The 19045-nt window shown below is 72.8% G+C and carries 21 protein-coding genes; 12 read left to right on the forward strand and 9 right to left on the reverse strand.

The annotated features are described in order from the left end of the window. Nucleotides 1-43 precede the first annotated feature (43 nt). The 3 genes from EIM47_RS14805 (at nucleotide 44) to EIM47_RS14815 (ending at nucleotide 2082) form a co-directional block, all read left to right on the forward strand. Nucleotides 44-985: a DegV family protein gene (locus tag EIM47_RS14805; RefSeq protein WP_125077345.1), complete on the forward strand. Its 942-nt coding sequence runs from the start codon at nucleotides 44-46 to the stop codon at nucleotides 983-985. Between the two features lie 67 nt (nucleotides 986-1052). Further along, nucleotides 1053-1391, forward strand: coding sequence for a hypothetical protein (locus EIM47_RS14810; RefSeq protein WP_125077346.1), 339 nt, complete (start codon nucleotides 1053-1055; stop codon nucleotides 1389-1391). A gap of 13 nt (nucleotides 1392-1404) precedes the next feature. Then, nucleotides 1405-2082, forward strand: coding sequence for an ATP-binding protein (locus tag EIM47_RS14815; protein WP_125077347.1), 678 nt, complete (start codon nucleotides 1405-1407; stop codon nucleotides 2080-2082). Nucleotides 2083-2085: 3 nt separating this feature from the next. Here EIM47_RS14815 and EIM47_RS14820 read toward each other — a convergent pair whose 3' ends face one another. The 5 genes from EIM47_RS14820 to frmR form a co-directional block, all read right to left on the reverse strand. Continuing rightward, complete coding sequence (locus tag EIM47_RS14820; protein ID WP_083852434.1) at nucleotides 2086-2652, reverse strand: hypothetical protein; 567 nt, start codon at nucleotides 2650-2652, stop codon at nucleotides 2086-2088. Nucleotides 2653-2734: 82 nt separating this feature from the next. After that, nucleotides 2735-3586 (reverse strand): S-formylglutathione hydrolase, encoded by an 852-nt coding sequence (fghA, locus tag EIM47_RS14825; RefSeq protein ID WP_019399019.1) that lies wholly within the window; start codon nucleotides 3584-3586, stop codon nucleotides 2735-2737. A gap of 12 nt (nucleotides 3587-3598) precedes the next feature. Further along, nucleotides 3599-4300, reverse strand: coding sequence for an NAD(P)H-binding protein (locus tag EIM47_RS14830; RefSeq protein ID WP_019399018.1), 702 nt, complete (start codon nucleotides 4298-4300; stop codon nucleotides 3599-3601). Nucleotides 4301-4303: 3 nt separating this feature from the next. Continuing rightward, nucleotides 4304-5413, reverse strand: coding sequence for an S-(hydroxymethyl)glutathione dehydrogenase/class III alcohol dehydrogenase (locus EIM47_RS14835; RefSeq protein ID WP_125077348.1), 1110 nt, complete (start codon nucleotides 5411-5413; stop codon nucleotides 4304-4306). Between the two features lie 59 nt (nucleotides 5414-5472). Then, nucleotides 5473-5748 (reverse strand): formaldehyde-responsive transcriptional repressor FrmR, encoded by a 276-nt coding sequence (gene frmR, locus EIM47_RS14840; protein WP_019399016.1) that lies wholly within the window; start codon nucleotides 5746-5748, stop codon nucleotides 5473-5475. 134 nt (nucleotides 5749-5882) lie between these two features. Between frmR and EIM47_RS14845 the strand changes: the two genes are divergently transcribed. Continuing rightward, nucleotides 5883-7124 carry an HD-GYP domain-containing protein gene (locus EIM47_RS14845; RefSeq protein ID WP_125077349.1) on the forward strand — a complete coding sequence of 414 codons (1242 nt, stop codon included), beginning with the start codon at nucleotides 5883-5885 and terminating at the stop codon, nucleotides 7122-7124. 124 nt (nucleotides 7125-7248) lie between these two features. Continuing rightward, a complete protein-coding gene (locus tag EIM47_RS14850; RefSeq protein ID WP_125077350.1) occupies nucleotides 7249-7671 on the forward strand; it encodes a hypothetical protein in 423 nt (140 codons plus the stop codon). Between the two features lie 33 nt (nucleotides 7672-7704). On the opposite strand, the gene EIM47_RS14855 is transcribed toward EIM47_RS14850, so the two are convergent. Then, nucleotides 7705-9084, reverse strand: coding sequence for a glutamate--cysteine ligase (locus EIM47_RS14855; protein ID WP_125077351.1), 1380 nt, complete (start codon nucleotides 9082-9084; stop codon nucleotides 7705-7707). 248 nt (nucleotides 9085-9332) lie between these two features. Here EIM47_RS14855 and EIM47_RS14860 point away from each other — a divergent pair, with 248 nt between their 5' ends. Both EIM47_RS14860 and EIM47_RS14865 read left to right on the forward strand, forming a co-directional pair. After that, nucleotides 9333-11186 carry a glycoside hydrolase family 13 protein gene (locus EIM47_RS14860; RefSeq protein ID WP_125077352.1) on the forward strand — a complete coding sequence of 618 codons (1854 nt, stop codon included), beginning with the start codon at nucleotides 9333-9335 and terminating at the stop codon, nucleotides 11184-11186. A gap of 99 nt (nucleotides 11187-11285) precedes the next feature. Beyond that, nucleotides 11286-11981: a VIT family protein gene (locus EIM47_RS14865; RefSeq protein ID WP_125077353.1), complete on the forward strand. Its 696-nt coding sequence runs from the start codon at nucleotides 11286-11288 to the stop codon at nucleotides 11979-11981. 16 nt (nucleotides 11982-11997) lie between these two features. Here EIM47_RS14865 and yihA read toward each other — a convergent pair whose 3' ends face one another. Next, on the reverse strand, nucleotides 11998-12600 hold the full coding sequence (gene yihA / locus EIM47_RS14870) for a ribosome biogenesis GTP-binding protein YihA/YsxC (RefSeq protein ID WP_019399011.1): 603 nt from the start codon (nucleotides 12598-12600) through the stop codon (nucleotides 11998-12000). A gap of 147 nt (nucleotides 12601-12747) precedes the next feature. On the opposite strand from yihA, the gene EIM47_RS14875 reads away from it, so the two are divergent. The 4 genes from EIM47_RS14875 to EIM47_RS14890 all read left to right on the forward strand — a co-directional run bounded on the left by EIM47_RS14875 (nucleotide 12748) and on the right by EIM47_RS14890 (nucleotide 16006). After that, nucleotides 12748-13536: a c-type cytochrome gene (locus EIM47_RS14875; protein ID WP_019399010.1), complete on the forward strand. Its 789-nt coding sequence runs from the start codon at nucleotides 12748-12750 to the stop codon at nucleotides 13534-13536. Between the two features lie 122 nt (nucleotides 13537-13658). Continuing rightward, complete coding sequence (locus EIM47_RS14880) at nucleotides 13659-14306, forward strand: thiol:disulfide interchange protein DsbA/DsbL (protein ID WP_125077354.1); 648 nt, start codon at nucleotides 13659-13661, stop codon at nucleotides 14304-14306. Between the two features lie 39 nt (nucleotides 14307-14345). After that, entirely contained in the window at nucleotides 14346-15155 is an 810-nt protein-coding gene (locus tag EIM47_RS14885) for a thiol:disulfide interchange protein DsbA/DsbL (protein ID WP_028915168.1), read from the forward strand. Nucleotides 15156-15265: 110 nt separating this feature from the next. Further along, entirely contained in the window at nucleotides 15266-16006 is a 741-nt protein-coding gene (locus EIM47_RS14890) for an endonuclease/exonuclease/phosphatase family protein (protein ID WP_026010609.1), read from the forward strand. A gap of 12 nt (nucleotides 16007-16018) precedes the next feature. Here the strand turns inward: EIM47_RS14890 and EIM47_RS14895 are convergent, their stop codons facing one another. Beyond that, nucleotides 16019-16795 (reverse strand): SDR family oxidoreductase, encoded by a 777-nt coding sequence (locus EIM47_RS14895; protein ID WP_125077355.1) that lies wholly within the window; start codon nucleotides 16793-16795, stop codon nucleotides 16019-16021. 43 nt (nucleotides 16796-16838) lie between these two features. Between EIM47_RS14895 and EIM47_RS14900 the strand changes: the two genes are divergently transcribed. After that, nucleotides 16839-17063 carry a hypothetical protein gene (locus EIM47_RS14900; RefSeq protein ID WP_125077356.1) on the forward strand — a complete coding sequence of 75 codons (225 nt, stop codon included), beginning with the start codon at nucleotides 16839-16841 and terminating at the stop codon, nucleotides 17061-17063. Between the two features lie 21 nt (nucleotides 17064-17084). Here EIM47_RS14900 and sppA read toward each other — a convergent pair whose 3' ends face one another. After that, nucleotides 17085-18992, reverse strand: coding sequence for a signal peptide peptidase SppA (gene sppA / locus EIM47_RS14905; protein WP_028915170.1), 1908 nt, complete (start codon nucleotides 18990-18992; stop codon nucleotides 17085-17087). Between the last annotated feature and the right edge of the window lie 53 nt (nucleotides 18993-19045).

The following is a 19045-nucleotide window of genomic DNA, read 5'->3' on the forward strand; positions in this document are numbered from 1 at the left end:
AGGGTTCACGCCGCTCCGCGTGCAGGACGTCTGGGAGGGCCCAATGCGCATAGGGATAGTCGTCGATTCGGCCTGCGATCTGCCGGCCTCGTTCATCAGCGAACACGGGATCGTGGTCATGCCGATCACGGTCCGCATCGGCAACGCCGTGCTCGAGGACCGGCGCGACGAGAAGGCCACCCTGGCCTTCCTGCACGCGCACGTGGCCGAGCGCGGCCACGAGGCGGAGACCACGCCGCTGAGCGTGGAACAGATCCGCGACCTGTTCCTGCAGCGCCTGGTGATCGACTACGACCACGTCTTCTGCCTGACCATCTCGCGCCTGCGCAGCCAGATCCACGACAACGCGCTGCAGGCCAGCTACGCCATCCTCAACGAGTACAAGCCGGTGCGCCAGGCCGCCGGGATCACCACCCCGTTCGCGCTGCGGGTGATCGACTCGCTCAACCTGTTCGTCGGCCAGGCGATCACCGCGGTGGAGGCGGTGCGCATGCGCGCCGCCGGCGCCGGCGTGGCGCAGATGCGCGCGCGGCTGGAGGAACTGGCGCAGCACACCTGCGGCTTCATGATCCCGCGCGACCTGTACTACCTGCGCAACCGCGCCCGCACCAAGGGCGACCGCAGCGTCGGCCTGCTCAGCGCCGCGCTGGGCTCGGCGCTGGACATCAAGCCGGTGATCCGCGCCTGGCGCGGCACCACCGAGCCGGTGGGCCGGGTGAAGGGCTTCGAGGCGGCCACCGAGAAGATGTTCGAGATGGCCTGCCAGCGCGTGCGCAGCGGCCTGCTCACCCCGACCGTCAGCGTCTGCTACGGCGGCGACCTGGCCGAGCTGCACGGCCTGCCCGGCTACGCCCGCCTGCTCGACACCTGCCTGGACCACGGCGTGGAGGTGTTCGAGAGCATGATGAGCCTGACCGGCATGGTGAACGTGGGCAAGGGCGCGGTGGCGGTGGCCTACGCCTCCACCGACGCCAGCTTCGGCTGAGCCGGCGGCCACGGCCGCTTCGCGCCGGCGCTGCTAGATTGTCCGCTCCCGCCCGCAGGAGCCGCCGATGCCCGTCCGTTACGTGATCCGCCTGCCCGAGCCGGCCGCCGCGCGCGGCAGCGAGCCGTCGCTGTCGTTCACCGCCAACGGCTACGAAGCCTTCGCCGAACAGCTGCAGGATGCGCTGCGCTCGCCGGCGCTGTTCGAGCGCTGGCGGCAGATGCAGCCGGAACCGGACGAGGTGGACCCGGCGCTGGGCGCGACCGATCCGCAGGCCACGGTCCAAGGCCGGCGCGAGGACATGTCGGTCTACCTCACCGCCACCACCTCCCTGCCCGGCGAGATCCTGCGCCACCGCCTGCGCCTGCTGGCCGGTTCGCGCTGGGAACTGCGCGACGTGCGCTGAGCCTGCCACGGCGATGGCGGCACGCATCCCGGTCCTGCTGGCCTGGAGCGGCGGCAAGGACGCGGCCTGGACCCTGCACATGCTGCGGCAGTCGGCCACCCACCAGGTGGTCGGCCTGCTGTCGACCGTCAGCGCTGGCCGCGCTTCGATGCAGGGAGTACGGGTGGAGGTACTGCGCGCGCAGGCCGCGGCCGCCGGCCTGCCGCTGCTGGAGGTGGAACTGCCGCCGGCCTGCGAGAACGCGGCCTACGGCGCGGCCATGGCCGGCGCGCTGGACGCGGCCGCGCGGCGCTGGCCCGGGCTGCGCACCATGGCCTTCGGCGACCTGTTCCTGGAGGACATCCGCGCCTGGCGCCGGCAGCAGCTGGAAAGCCTGGACTGGGAGCTGCTCACCCCGCTGTTCCGCTTCGACACCGCGTTGCTGGCGCGGCGCATGCTCGACGCCGGCCTGCGCGCGCGGGTGTGCTGCGTGGATACGCAGCAACTGGACGCGCGCTTCCGCGGCCGCGCCTTCGATGCGGCCCTGCTCGAGGAACTGCCGGCGGGAGTGGATCCGTGCGGCGAGAACGGCGAGTTCCACACCTGCGTTTGGGCCGGGCCGATGTTCGCCACGCCGCTGGAGCTGGAGCACGCCGGCGACAGCATCGAAGCCGTGCGCTTCGCGCGCACCGACTTCGCGCTGCGGGAGTGACGCTCAGAAGCCCGTGGCCGCGGCCGGATCGCACTCGCGGCGCAGGAAGTCCAGCGCCGCGTGCACCCGCGAAGCCATCTCGCTGCCTTCCAGGTGAAGCACCGCGTCGTGCTGCTCGCCGGCAAAGCGCAGGTACACGCGCGAGCCGTCCTGGCGCAGGGCGCGGATCGAGCCGAAGTGCAGGCCATCCGGGCTGCCGACGTGGTCGTCGCCGGCCATCGCCGCGAAGCCGGCCTCGGTCGCCTCGCCGGTGGCCGGGTCGCGCACGGTCAGCCAGGTGTTGGCGATCTCGCCGATCAGGTAGGAGCGGCAGTGCGCCACCGGGTCGGCGTCGACGATCGGCGGCAGCGGCTCGAACTCGGCGCGCAGGCCGTCGCGGCGGGCCTTGGCCAGGACCTCGCTCATCATCGTCGACAGATAGCGGTTGCCCGGCAGCACCTGGCGCAGGAATTCCTGCGCGCCGGCCACCGTGCGCTGCGGCGCGGCGCCGCCCTCGGCCGCGGCCGCGCCGGCGGCCGTGGCCAGCAGCGCCACCGCCAGTGCATACCCGTAATGACTCCTGCCCCGCATGCGTCTCCCCCCTGGTCGGCGTCCATGTGGCGCAACCATGCCACACGGCCGCCGCGGGGGTCATGCTGCGGCGCCGGCGCGCTCAGCCGCGCGGCACCCCGGCCTGGCCGCGCAGGGCCGCGGCATGGTGCGCCAGGTGCTCGCCGATGAAGCTGGCGATGAAGTAGTAGCTGTGGTCGTAGCCCGGATGCATGCGCAAGGTCAGCGGATGCCCTGCCGCCGCGGCCGCGGCCTGCAGCAGCTGCGGGCGCAGCTGGAGCTCGAGGAACTCGTCGTCCGCGCCCTGGTCCACCAGCAGCGGCAGCTTCTCCGCGGCGCCGCCCAGCAGCTCGCAGGCGTCCCACTGCTTCCAGGCCGCGTGGTCCGCGCCCAGGTAGGCGCCGAACGCCTTCTCGCCCCACGGCACCTGGCTGGGCGCGACGATCGGCGAGAACGCCGAGACGCTGCGGTAGCGGCCGGGATTGCGCAGCGCGCAGACCAAGGCGCCGTGGCCGCCCATCGAATGGCCGCTGATGGCGCGTTCGCCGGTCACCGGGAACTGCGCCTCGACCAACGCCGGCAGCTCGTGCACCACGTAGTCGTGCATGCGGTAGTGGCGCGCCCAGGGCTCGCGGGTGGCGTTGAGGTAGAAGCCGGCGCCCTTGCCCAGGTCGTAGCCTTCGGCATCGGCCACGTCCTCGCCGCGCGGGCTGGTGTCCGGGCAGACGATGGCGATCCCGTGCTCGGCCGCGTAGCGCTGCGCGCCGGCCTTGGTGATGAAGTTCTGCTCGGTGCAGGTCAGGCCGGACAGCCAGTACAGCACCGGCACCCGGCGTTCGGCCGCCTGCGGCGGCAGGTAGATGGCGAAGCTCATCGTGCAGCCGAGCACGGACGACGCGTGGCGGTAGACGTCCTGCCAGCCTCCGAAGCAGGCGCGGTGTTCGATGCGTTCCATGGTTACCTCTCCTTATGCGTTCCGGTGCGGCGCGGCGGATGCGCCCTGCATGCGCGCCGATCCGAGGATGGTGTGGCCGCTTGCGCGCGGCACTTCAGCGGCCAGCGCGGCAGCGACGTCTTCGGCGGTGATGGCACGCAGCTGCCCCGGCAGCAGCGGACGCAACCAGCGGTCCAGGCGCGCGGCCAGGTGCTCGCCGCGGCGATGCGGCTGGCCCAGGCGGGCGCGGTCGCCCAGCAGCAGCGCCGGCCGCGCGACCACCAGCGCATCCAGCGGCAACGCGGCCAGCGCCTGCTCCAGTTCGCCCTTGGTGCGGTTGTAGAACACCGGCGACCGGGGATTGGCGCCCATCGCGCTGACCAGCCCGATGCGGCGCACGCCGGCCTCCAGCGCCGCGCGCGCCACCGCCAGGCTGGCGTCGAAGTCCACCGCCCGGAACGCCTCGCGCGTGCCGGCCACGGCAATGGTGGTGCCCAGTGCCAGGTAGGCCTCGCCGGCTGCCGGCAACGGCGGCAGGCGCGCGAAGTCGACCACGTGCAGCTGGAGCTTCGGGTGCCGCAATTGCAGCGGGCGGCGGACCAGGGCGTGCACCGCGGCCACCTGCGGATCGGCGCACAGGCGCGCGAGCAGCGCGCGCCCGACCAGGCCGCTGGCACCGGCCACCAGCGCGATCCTCGCGCCGGTGGCCATGGCATTGGCGCCCGCCGGCTGCATCGCTCAATAGTGGATGACGGTGCGGATCGACTTGCCCTCGTGCATCAGGTCGAAGGCCTCGTTGATCCGCTCCAGCGGCAGGGTGTGGGTGATGAAGGGCGCCAGCTCGATCTTGCCGGCCATCGCGTCCTCGACCATGCCCGGCAGCTGGCTGCGGCCCTTCACGCCACCGAAGGCGGTGCCCATCCACTTGCGGCCGGTCACCAGCTGGAACGGACGGGTGCTGATCTCCTTGCCCGCGCCGGCCACGCCGATGATCACGCTCTGGCCCCAGCCGCGGTGCGCGCATTCCAGCGCCGCGCGCATCACCTCGACGTTGCCGATGCACTCGAAGCTGTGGTCCACGCCCCAGCCGGTCATCTCCACGATCACCTGCTGGATGGGCTTGTCGTGGTCCTTCGGGTTGACGCACTCGGTGGCGCCCATCTGCCGCGCCAGTTCGAACTTGGCCGGGTTGGTGTCGATGGCGATGATGCGGCCGGCCTTGGCCTGCCGGGCGCCCTGGATCACCGCCAGGCCGATCGCGCCGAGGCCGAACACGGCCACCGAATCGCCTTCCTGCACCCTGGCGGTGTTGTGCACGGCGCCGATGCCGGTGGTCACGCCGCAGCCCAGCAGGCAGGTGTGTTCCGGGTTGGCCTGCGGGTTGACCTTGGCCAGCGAGACCTCGGCGACCACGGTGTACTCGGAGAAGGTCGAGCAACCCATGTAGTGGTAGATCGGCTGGCCGTTGTAGGAGAAGCGGGTGGTGCCGTCGGGCATCACGCCCTTGCCCTGGGTGGCGCGCACCGCCACGCACAGGTTGGTCTTGCCGCTCTTGCAGAACAGGCACTGCCCGCACTCGGCGGTGTACAGCGGGATGACGTGGTCGCCCGGCTTGACCGAGGTCACGCCCTCGCCCACCTCGACCACGATGCCGGCGCCCTCGTGGCCCAGCACCGCCGGGAACACGCCTTCCGGGTCCTCGCCGGAGAGGGTGAAGGCGTCGGTATGGCACAGCGCGGTATGGGTGATCTTCACCAGCACTTCGCCGGCCCTGGGCGGGGCGACGTCGATCTCGACGATCTGCAGCGGCTGGCCTGCGGCGAAGGCGACGGCGGCACGGGACTTCATGGGGAAACTCCTTTGGGACGGCGACGAACGGATCCGCCGGCGCTCCGGCGGAGGGGGAATCACTTGAGGTAGGAACGCACCAGCGCGGTCATCTCCGCGACCCGCGCCTGGCGCTGCTCGTCCGAGCCGGCGGCGTGGCCGAAGGTCTCGCGGATATGGGCCTCCATCACCTCGGACATCAGCCCGTTGACCGCGCCGCGGATGGCGGCGATCTGCTGCAGCACCGGGGCGCAGTCGGCGCCGGCCTCCAGCGCGCGCTCCAGCGCCTCGGCCTGGCCGCGGATGCGGCGCACGCGGGCCAGCACGCGCCGCTTTTCCTCGGGACTGTGGGGCATGGCCGGCCTCCTCTGATACTGGGGGATAGTATCAGCCAGGCCGCCGGCCGGCGAGCCGCCGCGGTGCTCAAGCCAGGCCACGTCCGGCCGATATGGCCCCCGGCACCCTGTCCCCCCAGAGCCGCCGGTCCACGATGCAGCGCACCATCCCCGTCCACCAGCTCCGCCCGGGCATGTACGTGCAGCGGGTCAACGGCGCCTGGCTCAAGCATCCGTTCTGGCGGACCTCGTTCCTCGCCACCGCGCGCGACATCGAGCGCCTGCAGGGCAGCGGGATCGAGACGGTGGACATCGACCCGGAGCGCAGCCTGCCGGAGGAAGACCCGGCCGAAGCGGCCGCGGAACCCGCCGCGGAACCCACGCCGCCTCCCGGCGCCGCCGGGACGACCGCCGGCGCGGAGGAAGATCCTGGCCCGCGCGGCGCGAGGGTGGCGCCGAAGGTCGACCTCGACGCCGAACTGACCCGGGCGCGCCGCATCTGCCAGGAGGGCCGCGAGGCGGTGGAGGCGATGTTCCAGGAAGTGCGCATGGGGCGCATGGTCGATGCCGCCTCGGTGCTGCCGCTGGCGCAGGAGATCTCCGCCTCGGTCGGCCGCCATCCCGGCGCGCTGATCGGCATCGCCCGGCTCAAGACCGCCGACGACTACACCTACCTGCACTCGGTGGCGGTCGGCGCGCTGATGTCCGCGCTTGCCCGCCAGCTGGGCCTGGACGAACAGGCCTGCCAGGCCGCCACCGTCGGCGGCCTGCTGCACGACCTGGGCAAGGCCTGCGTGCCGCTGGAGATCCTCAACAAGCCCGGGCGCCTGGAGCCGGAGGAGATGGAGGTCATGCGCACCCACCCGGAGCATGGCGCGCGCCTGCTGCGCGAGGGCGGCGAGCACGACGACCGGATCCTGCACATGGTGCTGCACCACCACGAGCGCATGGACGGCACCGGCTACCCGGCCGGCCTGGCGGCCGCGCAGCTGCCGCTGCTGACGCGGATGAGCGCGGTGTGCGACGTGTACGACGCGATCACCTCCAACCGCCCCTACAAGGAAGGCTGGGATCCGGCCGAGGCGCTGCGGCGGATGGCCTCGTGGAAGGGCCACTTCGACCCGGTCGTGCTCAAGGCCTTCATCGCCAGCCTCGGCATCTATCCGGCCGGCAGCCTGGTGCGGCTGTCCAGCGACCGCCTGGCGGTGGTGCTGGACCAGCGGCCGGGCGACCTCACCCGGCCGCTGGTGCGGGTGTTCTATTCGGCGCGGCTGCGCTCGCACCTGCTGCTCGCCGACGTGGACCTGTCGGCGCCCGGCTGCAGCGAGCGCATCACCGGGATCGAATCGCCCCGCGAATGGGGCTTCCGCGACCTGCACAAGCTGTGGGCGCCTTGACCGCCGCGCCCGCGCGCGGGCGTTCGCCAATGCGCAAGAAAGTGTTCCGCCAGGTTGCCTGAGCAACCTTCGCCGGATCGCTATAGTCGTTGCTCCCCCGACCGCCACACTGCATGGAGCAACCGTGAGCGATTCCCCCCGCCCACCATCCGTCCTCCCGTTCCTGTGCGGCGCGGCCGCGGCGCTGGCCTTCGCCGCCGGCAGCAACACGCCGCCCAGCCGCGCCCCCGTGCCGGCCACGCCGCTGCCGGCCCCGGCGCCGGCGCGCGGCCAGGCCGGCCGCTTCGATGGCGCGGACCTGTGCCTGCGCGAAGCCGCCGCCCTGCTCCCGGCCGATACCGCGTTCCCGGAGATCGCCTCCTACTTCGACCAGGACGGCAGCCTGCAGCTGTGCACGGTCGACTACCAGGACCCGGCCGATCCGCAGCGGCGGATCGGGCACCGTTTCGACGTGGCCGGCGGCCGCTTCGGCCAGCCGTATGCCGGCGTGCTTCCGGGCCGGCACGAGCCCGGCCTGGCCCTGCCCGCGCTAGATGCAGGCAGGTAAGCGCGGCGCGGGCCTCCACGGCCCGCCCCGCCTTCAGTAGGCGAATTCGGCGAACACCCGGTCGATGTCGCCCTGCCACGGGCCGTGGAACAGTTCGAGCTTGCGCTCGGCCGGGGTCAGCCCGGACTCGGCGATTTCCATCAGGGTGTCGAGGAAGCGCGATTCGTCGATGCCGTCGGCATTGCGCGCGGCGCGCCGGCGCAGGCCGGCGGCGGAGATCTCCAGCGCCGCCAGCGCCAGCTCGCGCACGGTGGCGCCGCGGAACGGCAGCTTCAGCGCGTGCCTGGGCACGCCGTCGCGCAGGGCGTGGCGCTCCTCGCCGGTGAAGTCCTTGACCAGGTCCCAGGCCGCGTCCAGCGCCGCGTCGTCGTACAGCAGGCCGACCCAGAACGCCGGCAGCGCGCACAGCCGCGCCCACGGGCCGCTGTCGGCGCCGCGCATCTCCAGGTACTTCTTCAGCCGCACCTCGGGGAAGGCGGTGGTCATGTGGTCGGACCAGTCGCGCAGGGTCGGCAGCTTGCCCGGCAGCGCCGGCAGGCGGCCTTGCATGAAGTCGCGGAAGCTCTGCCCGCTGGCGTCGACGTAGGTGCCGTCGCGGTAGCTGAAGTACATCGGCACGTCGAGCAGGTAGTCGACGTAGCGCTCGTAGCCGAAGCCGTCCTCGAACACGAAGTCGAGCATGCCGGTGCGGTCCGGGTCGGTGTCGGTCCAGATGTGCGAGCGGTAGCTGAGAAAGCCGTTGGGCCGGCCCTCGCTGAACGGCGAATCGGCGAACAGCGCGGTGGCCACCGGCTGCAGCGCCAGCGACACCCGGAACTTCTTCACCATGTCCGCCTCGGAGGCGAAGTCCAGGTTGACCTGCACGGTGCAGGTGCGGGTCATCATGTCCAGGCCGAGGCCGCCGACCTTCGGCATGTAGGCGCGCATGATCCGGTAGCGGCCCTTGGGCATCCACGGCATGTCCTCGCGCCGCCACTTCGGCTGGAAGCCCATGCCGAGGAAGCCCAGCTGCAGCTCGTCGGCGACCTGGCGCACCTCGTCCAGGTGGGTGCCCAGCTCGACGCAGGTCTGGTGGATGGTCTCCAGCGGTGCCCCGGACAGCTCCAGCTGCCCGGCCGGCTCCAGGGTCACCGAGGCGCCGTCGCGTACCAGCGCGATCACCCGCTCCGGCTGCCCGTCCACGCTCTCGCGCACCGGCTGCCAGCCGAACCGGGCCAGCCCGGCCAGCAGCGCCTCGATCCCGCGCTCGCCGTCGAACGCCGGCGGCCGCAGGTCGTCCAGGCGGAAGCCGAACTTCTCGTGCTCGGTGCCGATGCGCCACGCCTCGCGCGGCTTCTCGCCGGAGGCCAGCGCGCCGGCCAGCTGGTCGCGACGGGTGATCGGGGTATCGCCTGCGTGGCTGGGGCTGGACATGCGCTGGCTCGGAAGGGGGACGCCATGGGTGCGGCCACGGCCGCAGCGCATTATGCGGGACCGCGGGGCCGGCGGGCATTCCGGCGCTGGAACGCGGGCATTCCGGCGCTGGAACGCGGGCGTGCCACCGGCGCGCGCGACGCGGGCGCCGCCCGGGCGCCATGCATACGAATTCATCGCCGCGCGCATTGCCCCCGCGGCGACCGCGCCGCTAGCCTCGGGCCAACCTGGACGTAGGGGACTGGACGATGGGAACGCACGCCACGAGGCCGGTCGCACTGCTCGCCTGCCTGCTGCTGGCCTGGCTGGCCCCGCTGCACGCGGCCACGCTGTCGCGGGTCGAGCCCGCGAACTGGTGGGTGGGCATGCGCCACGCCGAAGTCGAACTGATGCTGCATGGACGCGACATCGCGGCGCTGCAGGCGCGCATCCGCCACCCGGGCGTGCGCGTGCTCGGGACCGCGGCGCTGGAAAGCCCCAACTACCTGTTCGTGACGGTGGCGATCGACGACGACGCCACCCCGGGCGGGATGGCGATCGAACTGCTCGACGGCGACGCCGTCGTGGCCTCCCATCCCTGGCGCCTGGACGCGCGCGAACCCGCGCCGCCGCGCGGCTTCGACGCGCGCGACGCGATCTACCTCGTCACCCCGGACCGCTTCGCCAACGCCGACCCGTCCAACGACAGCGTGCCCGGGATGCGCGAGGCGGCCGACCGCGCCGATCCCTACGGGCGCCACGGCGGCGACATCGCCGGCCTGCGCCGGCACCTGGACTACATCGCGGGCCTCGGCTTCACCATGCTCTGGCCGACGCCACTGCTGGAGAACGACCAGGACCAGCAGAGCTACCACGGCTACGCGATCACCGACCTGTACCGGATCGACCCGCGCTTCGGCAGCAACGAGGACTTCCGCGCGCTCGCGCGCGAGGCCCGCGAACGCGGCATCGGCCTGGTCATGGACGTGGTGCTCAACCACATCGGCGCCGGGCACTGGTGGATGCGCGACCTGCCCGGCCGGGACTGGATCAACCACGGCGGGCGCTTCGTTCCCACCAACCACCGCCGCACCACCATCCAGGATCCGCACGCCGCGCCGGAGGACCGCGCCGGCTTCACCGACGGCTGGTTCGTCGAGGCCATGCCCGACCTCAACCAGCGCAACCCGCACGTGGCCCGCTACCTGATCCAGAACACGCTGTGGTGGATCGAATACGCGGGCCTTGCCGGCATCCGCGAGGACACCTTCGGCTACGCCGACGCGGATTTCCTCAGCGCCTGGGCCAGGGCGGTGATGGACGAGTACCCGGACTTCGCCATGGTCGGCGAGGAATGGAGCGACAACCCGGCCATCGTCGCCCACTGGCAGCGCGGCAAGGCCAACGCCAGCGGCCACGTGCCGCACATGACCAGCATGATGGACTTCCCGGTGCACACCGCGCTGCGCGAGGCCTTGCTGCGGCCAGACACCTGGGAGAGCGGCTGGATGCCGGTGTACGAGGCGCTGGCCAACGACTTCCTGTACCCGGATCCCGACGCGCTGGTGGTGTTCGCGGAGAACCACGACACCACGCGCCTGCTCGCCCATGTCGACGGCGACCTCGGGCTGTGGAAGCTCGCCATCGCGTTCGTCGCCACCACCCGCGGCATCCCGCAGTTCTACTACGGCTCGGAGGTGCTGCTGCGCGGGCCGAAGGAGCGCCACGACGGGCTGTTGCGCGCGGACATGCCGGGCGGCTGGGACGGCGACCCGGCCAGCGCCTTCACCGGCGAGGGCCTGTCGCCGGAGCAGCGGGAGATCCAGGACTTCGTGCGCCGCCTGTTCAACTGGCGCAAGGGCGCGGCGGCAGTGCACCACGGCCGGCTGGTGCACTACGCGCCGGAGGACGGCGTCTACGTGTACTTCCGCGAGCACGAGGGCCAGCGGGTCATGGTCGCGCTCAACCGCAACGACGCGGCCACGCCCCTGGCGCTTGCCCGCTTTGCCGGCGCGCTCGGCAGCGCGCGGGGCGGGCGCGACGTGCTCACCGGGCAACGGCTCGGGCTCGGCGACGTCCTGACCCTGCCGCCGCGCGCGCCCCTGGTGCTCGAGCTCGAGTAGGGCCGCGCCGGGGAGGCACCTGCGAACGGGTCGCGTTCCGCCACGGGTCCGCACGCTGGCCCACAATGCGCCCGACGCCACCTGGGACCCGCGCATCCCATGACCAGCCGCAACCCCGGACTCCACCGCAGCCACCGCGCCGGCTGGCTGCGCGCGGCCGTGCTCGGCGCCAACGACGGCATCGTCTCGGTATCCGGCGTGGTGGTGGGCGTGGCCGCCAGCGGCGCGGCGCCAGGCGCGATCCTGACCGCCGGCATCGCCGCGACCGTGGCCGGGGCGATGTCGATGGCCGCCGGCGAGTACGTGTCCGTGCAATCGCAGGCCGATACCGAGCAGGCGGACATGGCGATCGAGCGGCGCGAGCTGCAGGAGGACCCGCAGGCCGAGCTGGAGGAGCTGGCGCGGATCTACCAGGCACGCGGGCTGGAACCGGCGCTGGCGCGCCAGGTCGCCGAGCAGCTGACCGCCCACGACGCCCTGGCCGCGCACGCACGCGACGAACTGGGCATCAGCGAGAGCCTGCGCGCCCGCCCGGTGCAGGCGGCCGGGGCCTCGGCGGCGGCGTTCTGCGCCGGCGCGGCATTGTCGATCCTGGCCACGATCCTGGCGCCGCCGGCCAGCACCGGCCTGGTGGTCACCGCGACCACCCTGGTGGGCCTGCTGCTGTCCGGGGCCTGGGCCGCGCACATGGGCGGCGCGCCGCTGCTGCGCGGCGCCTTGCGCGTGGGGTTCTGGGGCGCGGCGGCGATGGCCGCGGCGCACCTGATCGGCGGGCTGTTCGACGTGCCGGTCTAGCCGGCGCAGTCCCGGCTCAGGCCAGTTCCAGCCAGCCGGCGACCACCGCGCGGGCTTCGTCCACGCCCTGCTTGCTCTCGCTGGAGAACGCCTGCACCCCGACCTGGCCGGCACCGGCCGCGGCCAGCTCGCGCCGAACCGCGGCCACCGCCTGCGCCTGCTGGCCACGGCCGAGCTTGTCGGCCTTGGTCAGCAGCGCGTGCGCGGGCAGGCCGCGGGCGATGGCGTAGTCGATCATCTGCCGGTCGTAGTCCTTGAGCGGATGGCGGATGTCCATCACCACCACCAGCCCGCGCAGGGCCTGGCGGCTGCGGAACCAGCCGTCGAGGAAGCGCTCCCAGTGCGCCTTCATCTCCATCGGCACCTTGGCGTAGCCGTAGCCGGGCAGGTCGACCAGGTAACGCTCCGGCGCGACCTCGAAATAGACCAGCTGCTGGGTGCGGCCGGGGGTCTTGGACACCCGGGCCAGGGCGTTCTGCCGGGTCAGGGCGTTGAGCGCGCTGGACTTGCCCGCGTTGGAGCGGCCGGCGAACGCCACTTCGAAGCCGCCATCCGGCGGCAGCTGCGCGGGCGTGTGCGCCGAGCCCAGGTAGCGGGCCTTCTCGAGGGGATTGGACATGGGCATAGGATCGCATGCCCGGCCCCGGGTCGGGGCCGGGCGCGGTCCGGGCGGGGGTTTCGTTGACCGTCGCTGCCCGGCGCGGGGATAATCCCGACGTTTCGCGGCCGTCCAGGCCGCGCCGAATCGGGTTCCCGGAGCTCTAGCATGCGCCACGCTCGCGTTATCGCCCTTGCCGGACTGGCCGTCGCGGTCACCGCCGTCGCCGCCTACGCTGCACAGACCACGGTGGTGCCGATCCCGGACAACGAGCCGGTGCAGGAACAGCCGCTGGAGGTGGACCTGAGCAAGACCCACTGGGGCGATGCCGAGGCCGGTGCCACCGCCGCCACGACCTGCGCGGCCTGCCACGGCGCCGACGGCAACCCGTCCGATCCCATGTACCCGCGCCTGGCCGGCCAGAGCGAGCGCTACATCGCCCGCCAGCTGGCCCTGTTCGCCAGCGGCGAGCGCCACAGCGGCTTGGCCGCGGTGATGGTGCCGTTCGCCCAGTCCCTGACCCCGCAGCAGATGCGCGACGTCGGCGCCTACTTCGCCCGGCAGAAGTCCGGCGCCGGCGTGGCCGACGACGCCGAGATCACCACCGGCCCGTACGCCGGCATGAAGTTCTACGAGGTCGGCGAGAAGCTGTACCGCAGCGGCGACGCCGAGCGCGGCATCCCCGCCTGCATGGCCTGCCACGGCCCCAGCGGCGCCGGCAACCCGGGCCCGGCCTACCCGCACGTCGGCGGCCAGATGTCCGAGTACACCGCCCGCCGCCTGGAGGAGTTCCGCGCCGGCGTGACCAGCGAGCGCGACCCGGCCCTGTTCAACATCATGGCCAAGGTCGCCTCGAAGCTGACCGACGAGGAGATCGGCGCCCTGTCCAGCTACCTGCAGGGCCTGCACGACCGCGCCGACGACGTGGCCGCCGCCGGGGCCGCCGGCCGGCAGTGAACTTCCGCCACCGGCCGCGGTCGGAGTAAGCGTGGTCCCTCTCTGATTACCTTGCGCCGGCCCCCGAGGCCGGCGTCTTTATTTCCGCCAGGCGCCCAACCGGCGCCGCGAGGAAGCCCGCGATGAAGCCCCTGCTCACCGGACTGCTGTTGCTTTTCCTGGCCCGGGTGCCGGCCGCGCCGGCGGCCACCCCGGAGCTGCAGGAAGGCGTGGACTACGTGCGCATCGAGGCCGGCCCGCTTGACCCGCGCGCCGGCCGGATCGAGGTGGCCGAGGTGTTCGCCTACACCTGCCCGCACTGCGCCAGCTTCGAGCCGCGGCTGCAGGAGTGGAAGCGGCGCCTGCCGGCGGACGTGGACCTGGTGCAGGTGCCGGCGGCCTTCGGCGGCGCCAGCGACGCCTGGGCGCGCACCTACTACGCTTCGCGGCAGCTGGGCGTGGCCACGCGCAGCCACCCGGCGCTGTTCGAGGCCCTGCACCAGCGCCACAGCCTGCCGCGCAACCCCACCCCGCAGGAACTGGGCGAGTTCTTCAAGGACTTCGGCGTCGACCCGGAGCGGCTGCGCGCCGCGCTGGCCGACCCGCAGGTCGGCGAGCAGGTGCGCAAGGCCGGCGCCTGGATCCGCACGATCGACCTGGAAGGCACCCCGAGCCTGGTGGTCAACGGCCGCTACCGGGTGCGCGGCCGCGACTTCGACGACATGCTGCGCATCGCCGGGGCCCTGGTCGCGCGCGAACGTGCCGCCATGCGATCCCAGACTTCCCGTTGACGGCCGCTGGCCGATCCTCATCCTCCCTGGAGACCTGAAATGAATATCCGCCCCTTCCTGACCCTGCTCCTGCTGGCCAGCCTGGCGGCCTGCTCCGGCCAGGATGCCGCCCCGCAGGACAGCCAGCCCGCGCCCCCGGCCACCGAGGCCCCGGCGGGCGACGCCGCCGCCGAGCCGGCGGTGGACGCTGGCGCTGACCCGGCCACGGAAGCGGCGGACGGCGGCGAGGCCGCCGCTCCCGCGGCGCCGGCCCCGGCCGCACCCTCCGGTCCGGCCCCGGTCGCCGGGGTGGACTACCAGGTGATCGAGAACGGCCAGCCGTTCCAGCCGGTGGCCGGCAAGATCGAGGTGGCCGAGGTGTTCGGCTACACCTGCCCGCACTGCGCCAACTTCGACCCGATCCTGGAGGCCTGGGCAAAGCGCCAGCCGGCCGACGTGAACCTGGTCCTGGTGCCGGGCGCGTTCGGTGGCTACTGGACCCCGTACGCGCGCGCCTTCTACACCGCCGAGGCCCTGGGCGTGCTGCCGAAGACCCACGCGGCGACCTTCCGTGCCATCCACCTGGAGCGCAGCCTGCCGGTGAACGCCAACGTCGGTGCCGCCGAGCTGGCCCCGTTCTATGCCCAGTACGGCGTGGATGCCAAGCGCTTCGCCGATACCTTCAACAGCTTCGGCGTGGAGGCCAAGCTCAACCGCGCCCGCCAGTTCGCCGCGCGCGCGCGCATCGAGGGCACCCCGGCGCTGGTGGTGGCCGGCAAGTACACGATCAACGCCGACCAGTACGGCTTCGAGAAGATGCTGGCCACCGCCGAGTGGCTGGTCGCGCAGGAGCGCGGCGGGGCGCGCTGAGCGCCCCGATGGTTTCGCGCATGGACACGCCTCCCCTCCCCGAGCTGGCACCCGGCGAGCCGGGGGGCACCATGCTGGAGGCCGGCGCGCCGCCCACGCGCCGGCTGCGGGTGCTGTCGGCCAACATCCAGGCCGGCTCCAGCACCCGCCGCTACAGCGACTACGTGACCCGCAGCTGGTCGCACGCGCTGCCGGCCGGGCGCAAGCGCACCAGCCTGGATGCGATCGCCAAACTGGCCGCGGAGCACGACATCGTCGGCCTGCAGGAGGCCGACCCGGGCAGCCTGCGTTCGGGCTTCACCAACCAGACCCACTACCTGGCCCAGCGCGCCGGCTTCCACTACTGGACCCACCAGCCCAACCGCAGCGTCGGCGGCGTGGCCTCCAGCGCCAACGGCCTGCTGAGCAAGCTCGAGCCGGTGCGCATCAGCGACTACCCGCTGCCCGGCCGGATCCGCGGCCGCGGCGTGCTGCTGGGCCACTTCGGCGACGGCCGCGAGGGCCTGACCGTGGCGGTGGCGCACCTGTCCCTCGGCGCCAGGTCGCGCTTGGCGCAGCTGTCGTTCATCGCCGAACTGCTGCAGGACCATCCCAACGCGGTGCTGATGGGCGACTTCAACTGCCTGCCCGACGTGCCGGAGATGGAAGTGCTCTACCGCAACACCAGCCTGCGCCCGCCGGAGTGCATCGTGCCGACCTTCCCCAGCTGGAAGCCGCAGCGCGCGATCGACCACATCCTGGTCAGCGGCGAACTGCGCTGCGCCGGGGCACAGGCGCTGCCGGCGGCCTTCTCCGACCACCTGGCGCTGGCGATGGAAATCGAGGTGCCCGAGCGCAGCCTGCGCACCTGAGCGCGCGCCGCCTCAGAACCCGTAGCGCAGGAAGCCGCCGTCCACCGCGATGCACTCGCCGGTGACGTACGAGGACGCCGGCAGGCACAGGAACGCGACCGCCGCGGCCACTTCCTCCGGCTCGCCGATGCGCCGCATCGGGGTGCGTTCCAGCACCTGGTCGTAGTAGTCCGGGTCCGAGAGCGGGCCGGAGGTGCGCCGGGTGCGGATGTACCACGGCGCCACCGCGTTGACCCGGATGCCATCGGCGGCCCATTCGCAGGCCAGGTTGCGGGTCATCTGGTGCATGGCCGCCTTGGTCATGCCGTAGACCACGCCGGAACGCACGTGGGTCAGGCCGGACACGCTGCCGACGTTGACGATGCACGAGGCGGCGTGGCGCGCCAGCAGCGGGTGCGCGTAGCGCGACAGCTCGAAGGCCGAGAACAGGTTGGTCTCGAAGATCGCGCGCCACTCGTCCTCGGTGTAGTCCACCGCCGGGCGGGTGACGTTGCCGCCGGCGTTGTTCACCAGGACGTGCAGGCCGTCGCCGTGGTCCTCGGCCCAGTCCAGGATCGCCTGGCGGTCCTCGTCGTCGGCCACGTCCGCGGCCATGCCATGGAAGGACTGCTGCGGGTACAGCTCCTCCAGCTCCTCGCAGGCGTCCTGCAGCGGATCCTCGTTGCGCGCCACCAGCAGCAGGTCCGCGCCCAGCGCGGCCAGCTCGTGCGCGATCGCCAGGCCGATGCCGGCGCTCGCGCCGGTCACCAGGGCCAGCTGTCCATCCAGTCGCCAGCGGTTCGTGCTCATGGGCGCTAGGATAGCCTGCGGTCCCTGCCACCGGGAGCGAACAATGCGAAGCCAACCGAGCCGCCTGGCCGCAGCCGTCGTCCTGCTGGGACTGGCCGCGTGCCGGCCCGAACCGCCGCAGCCCGAGCGGCCGCCCGAGCCGCGGGCCACCGCCCTGCGCGATGCGATGCAGGCCCCGCCGCAGGAAGCGCGCGCGGCCGACCAGGCCTTGCAGGACGCCGCGGCCCGGCGCGATGCCGCCGCCGCGGCGGCCACGGCCGACGACTGACGCCGGCCGCGGCCCGCCGGGCTACAGGCCGCAGAAGCAGTAGGCCAGCGACTTCACCGGCGCGCCGTCGCGGTCGCGCATGGCTTCCTCGACGAAGCGCAGCTGCGCCTCGGCCTCCGGCATGGTGCGCGCCAGCAGCGCGCGCGCCAGCGCGCTGTCGTCCAGCAGCGCGGCCGCCAGGCGGCTGCCGGCCAGGCCGGCCATGAACTGCGCCAGCGGCGAGGGATCCTTCTCCACGTAGCGCAGGCGGAACTTGCCATCCTCCAGCCCGGCGCGGGTGGCGGCGTCGGCGACCGCGTCCGACAGCCCGCCCATCGCGTCGACCAGGCCGCGCTCCAGCGCCTGGGCGCCGCTCCACACCCGGCCGCGGGCCACCGCATCGATTTCCTCGACCTTGCGCTGGCGCGCCTCGGCGACCTTGCCGATGAAGTCGGCGTAGCCCTTGTCGATCACCGCCTGGATCACCCGCGCCACGTCCGGGTCCAGCGGGCGGGTGACGTCGAACGCGCCGGCGTAGCGGGTGGTGCCGACGCCGTCGGTGTGCACGCCGATCTTGTCCAGCGTGCGGGTGAAGTTGGGCACCAGGCCGAAGATGCCGATCGAGCCGGTGATCGTGGACGGGTCGGCGTAGATGCGGTCGGCGTCCATGCTGATCCAGTAGCCGCCGGAGGCGGCCAGGTCGCCCATCGACACCACCACCGGCTTGCCGGCCTGCTTCAGCAGCGCGACCTCGCGCCGGATCTGCTCGGAGGCGAACACCTCGCCACCGGGCGAATCCACCCGCAGGACCACGGCCTTGACGTCGTCGTCCTCGCGCGCCTGGCGCAGCAGCGCGGCAGTGGATTCGCCGCCGATGCGGCCGGCCGGCTGGTCGCCGCCGATGATTTCGCCCTCGGCCACCACCACCGCCACCTGCGGGCGCTTGTCCAGCGGCAGGGCCTTGCGGTCCAGGTGCTGCAGGTAGGCGCCCAGGCCGATGTTGCGGAAGCCCAGGTCCTCGTCCTCGTCGGCCACGCCGCGCTCGGCCAGCAGGTCCAGCACTTCCTGGCGGGTCTTCAACCCGTCGACCAGCTTCAGTTCCAGCGCGTGGCGGGCGACGTCGCCACCGGCCGCCTCGATGCCCGCGGCCAGCTGGTCGATCTGCGCGGCCAGCTCGGCCCGGTCGAGCTTGCGCGCCGCGGCCACGTCATCCAGGTAGCGGCCCCAGATGTCGTTCATCCAGAACAGGTCCGCTTCCTTGGACTCGGCCGAGGCGGCATCGAGGACGTAGGGCTCGGCCGCGGACTTGTACTCGCCCACGCGGAACAGGTGCACGTCCACGCCCAGCTTGTCCTGCAGGCCCTGGCGGAAGTACTGGCGGTAGCGGCCGATGCCCTGCAGCAGCAGGCTGCCCATCGGGTCCAGGTAGACCTCGTCGGCCTGCGCCGCCAGCAGGTACTGGCCCTGGCCCAGGTTCTCGGAGAACGCCACCACCTGCTTGCCCGACTCGCGCAGGCTGGCCAGCGCCGCGGCCAGTTCGCGCAACGAGGCGTAGCCGGACGGCTGCAGGCCGTCCAGGCGCAGCAGCACGCGCTCGATCTTGTCGTCCCCGCGCGCGGCCTCGATCGCCCGCAGCAGGTCGCGCAGCTGCACCTCGCCGGCGTCCTGGCCGCCCAGGGCCCGGCCCAGCGCGCGGCTCACCGGGTCGGTGGTGTACTGCTCCACCAACCGCCCCTGCGGCGCCAGCACCAGGGTGGTCCGCTCCTGCATCGGCTGTGCGCCGCCGCCACCGCGGCCCACCGCGACCACGAAGACCAGCAGGAACAGGAACAGCAGCCCGAAGAACAGCAGGTTGAGGACCAGCCGCCGGACGAAGTTCATCACGTCCCACAGCCCCACGAAGAACGTGGCGATCGGGTTGCGGGGGCGGGGCAGCGGGGGTGGGATCATCGGGAGCTCCGGCAGGGGACGTCGGTCCGGTGGCGATTAGGGGACAGCATAAC

It is taken from the genome of Pseudoxanthomonas sp. SGT-18 (genome assembly GCF_003931645.1).
Lineage (GTDB): Bacteria > Pseudomonadota > Gammaproteobacteria > Xanthomonadales > Xanthomonadaceae > Pseudoxanthomonas.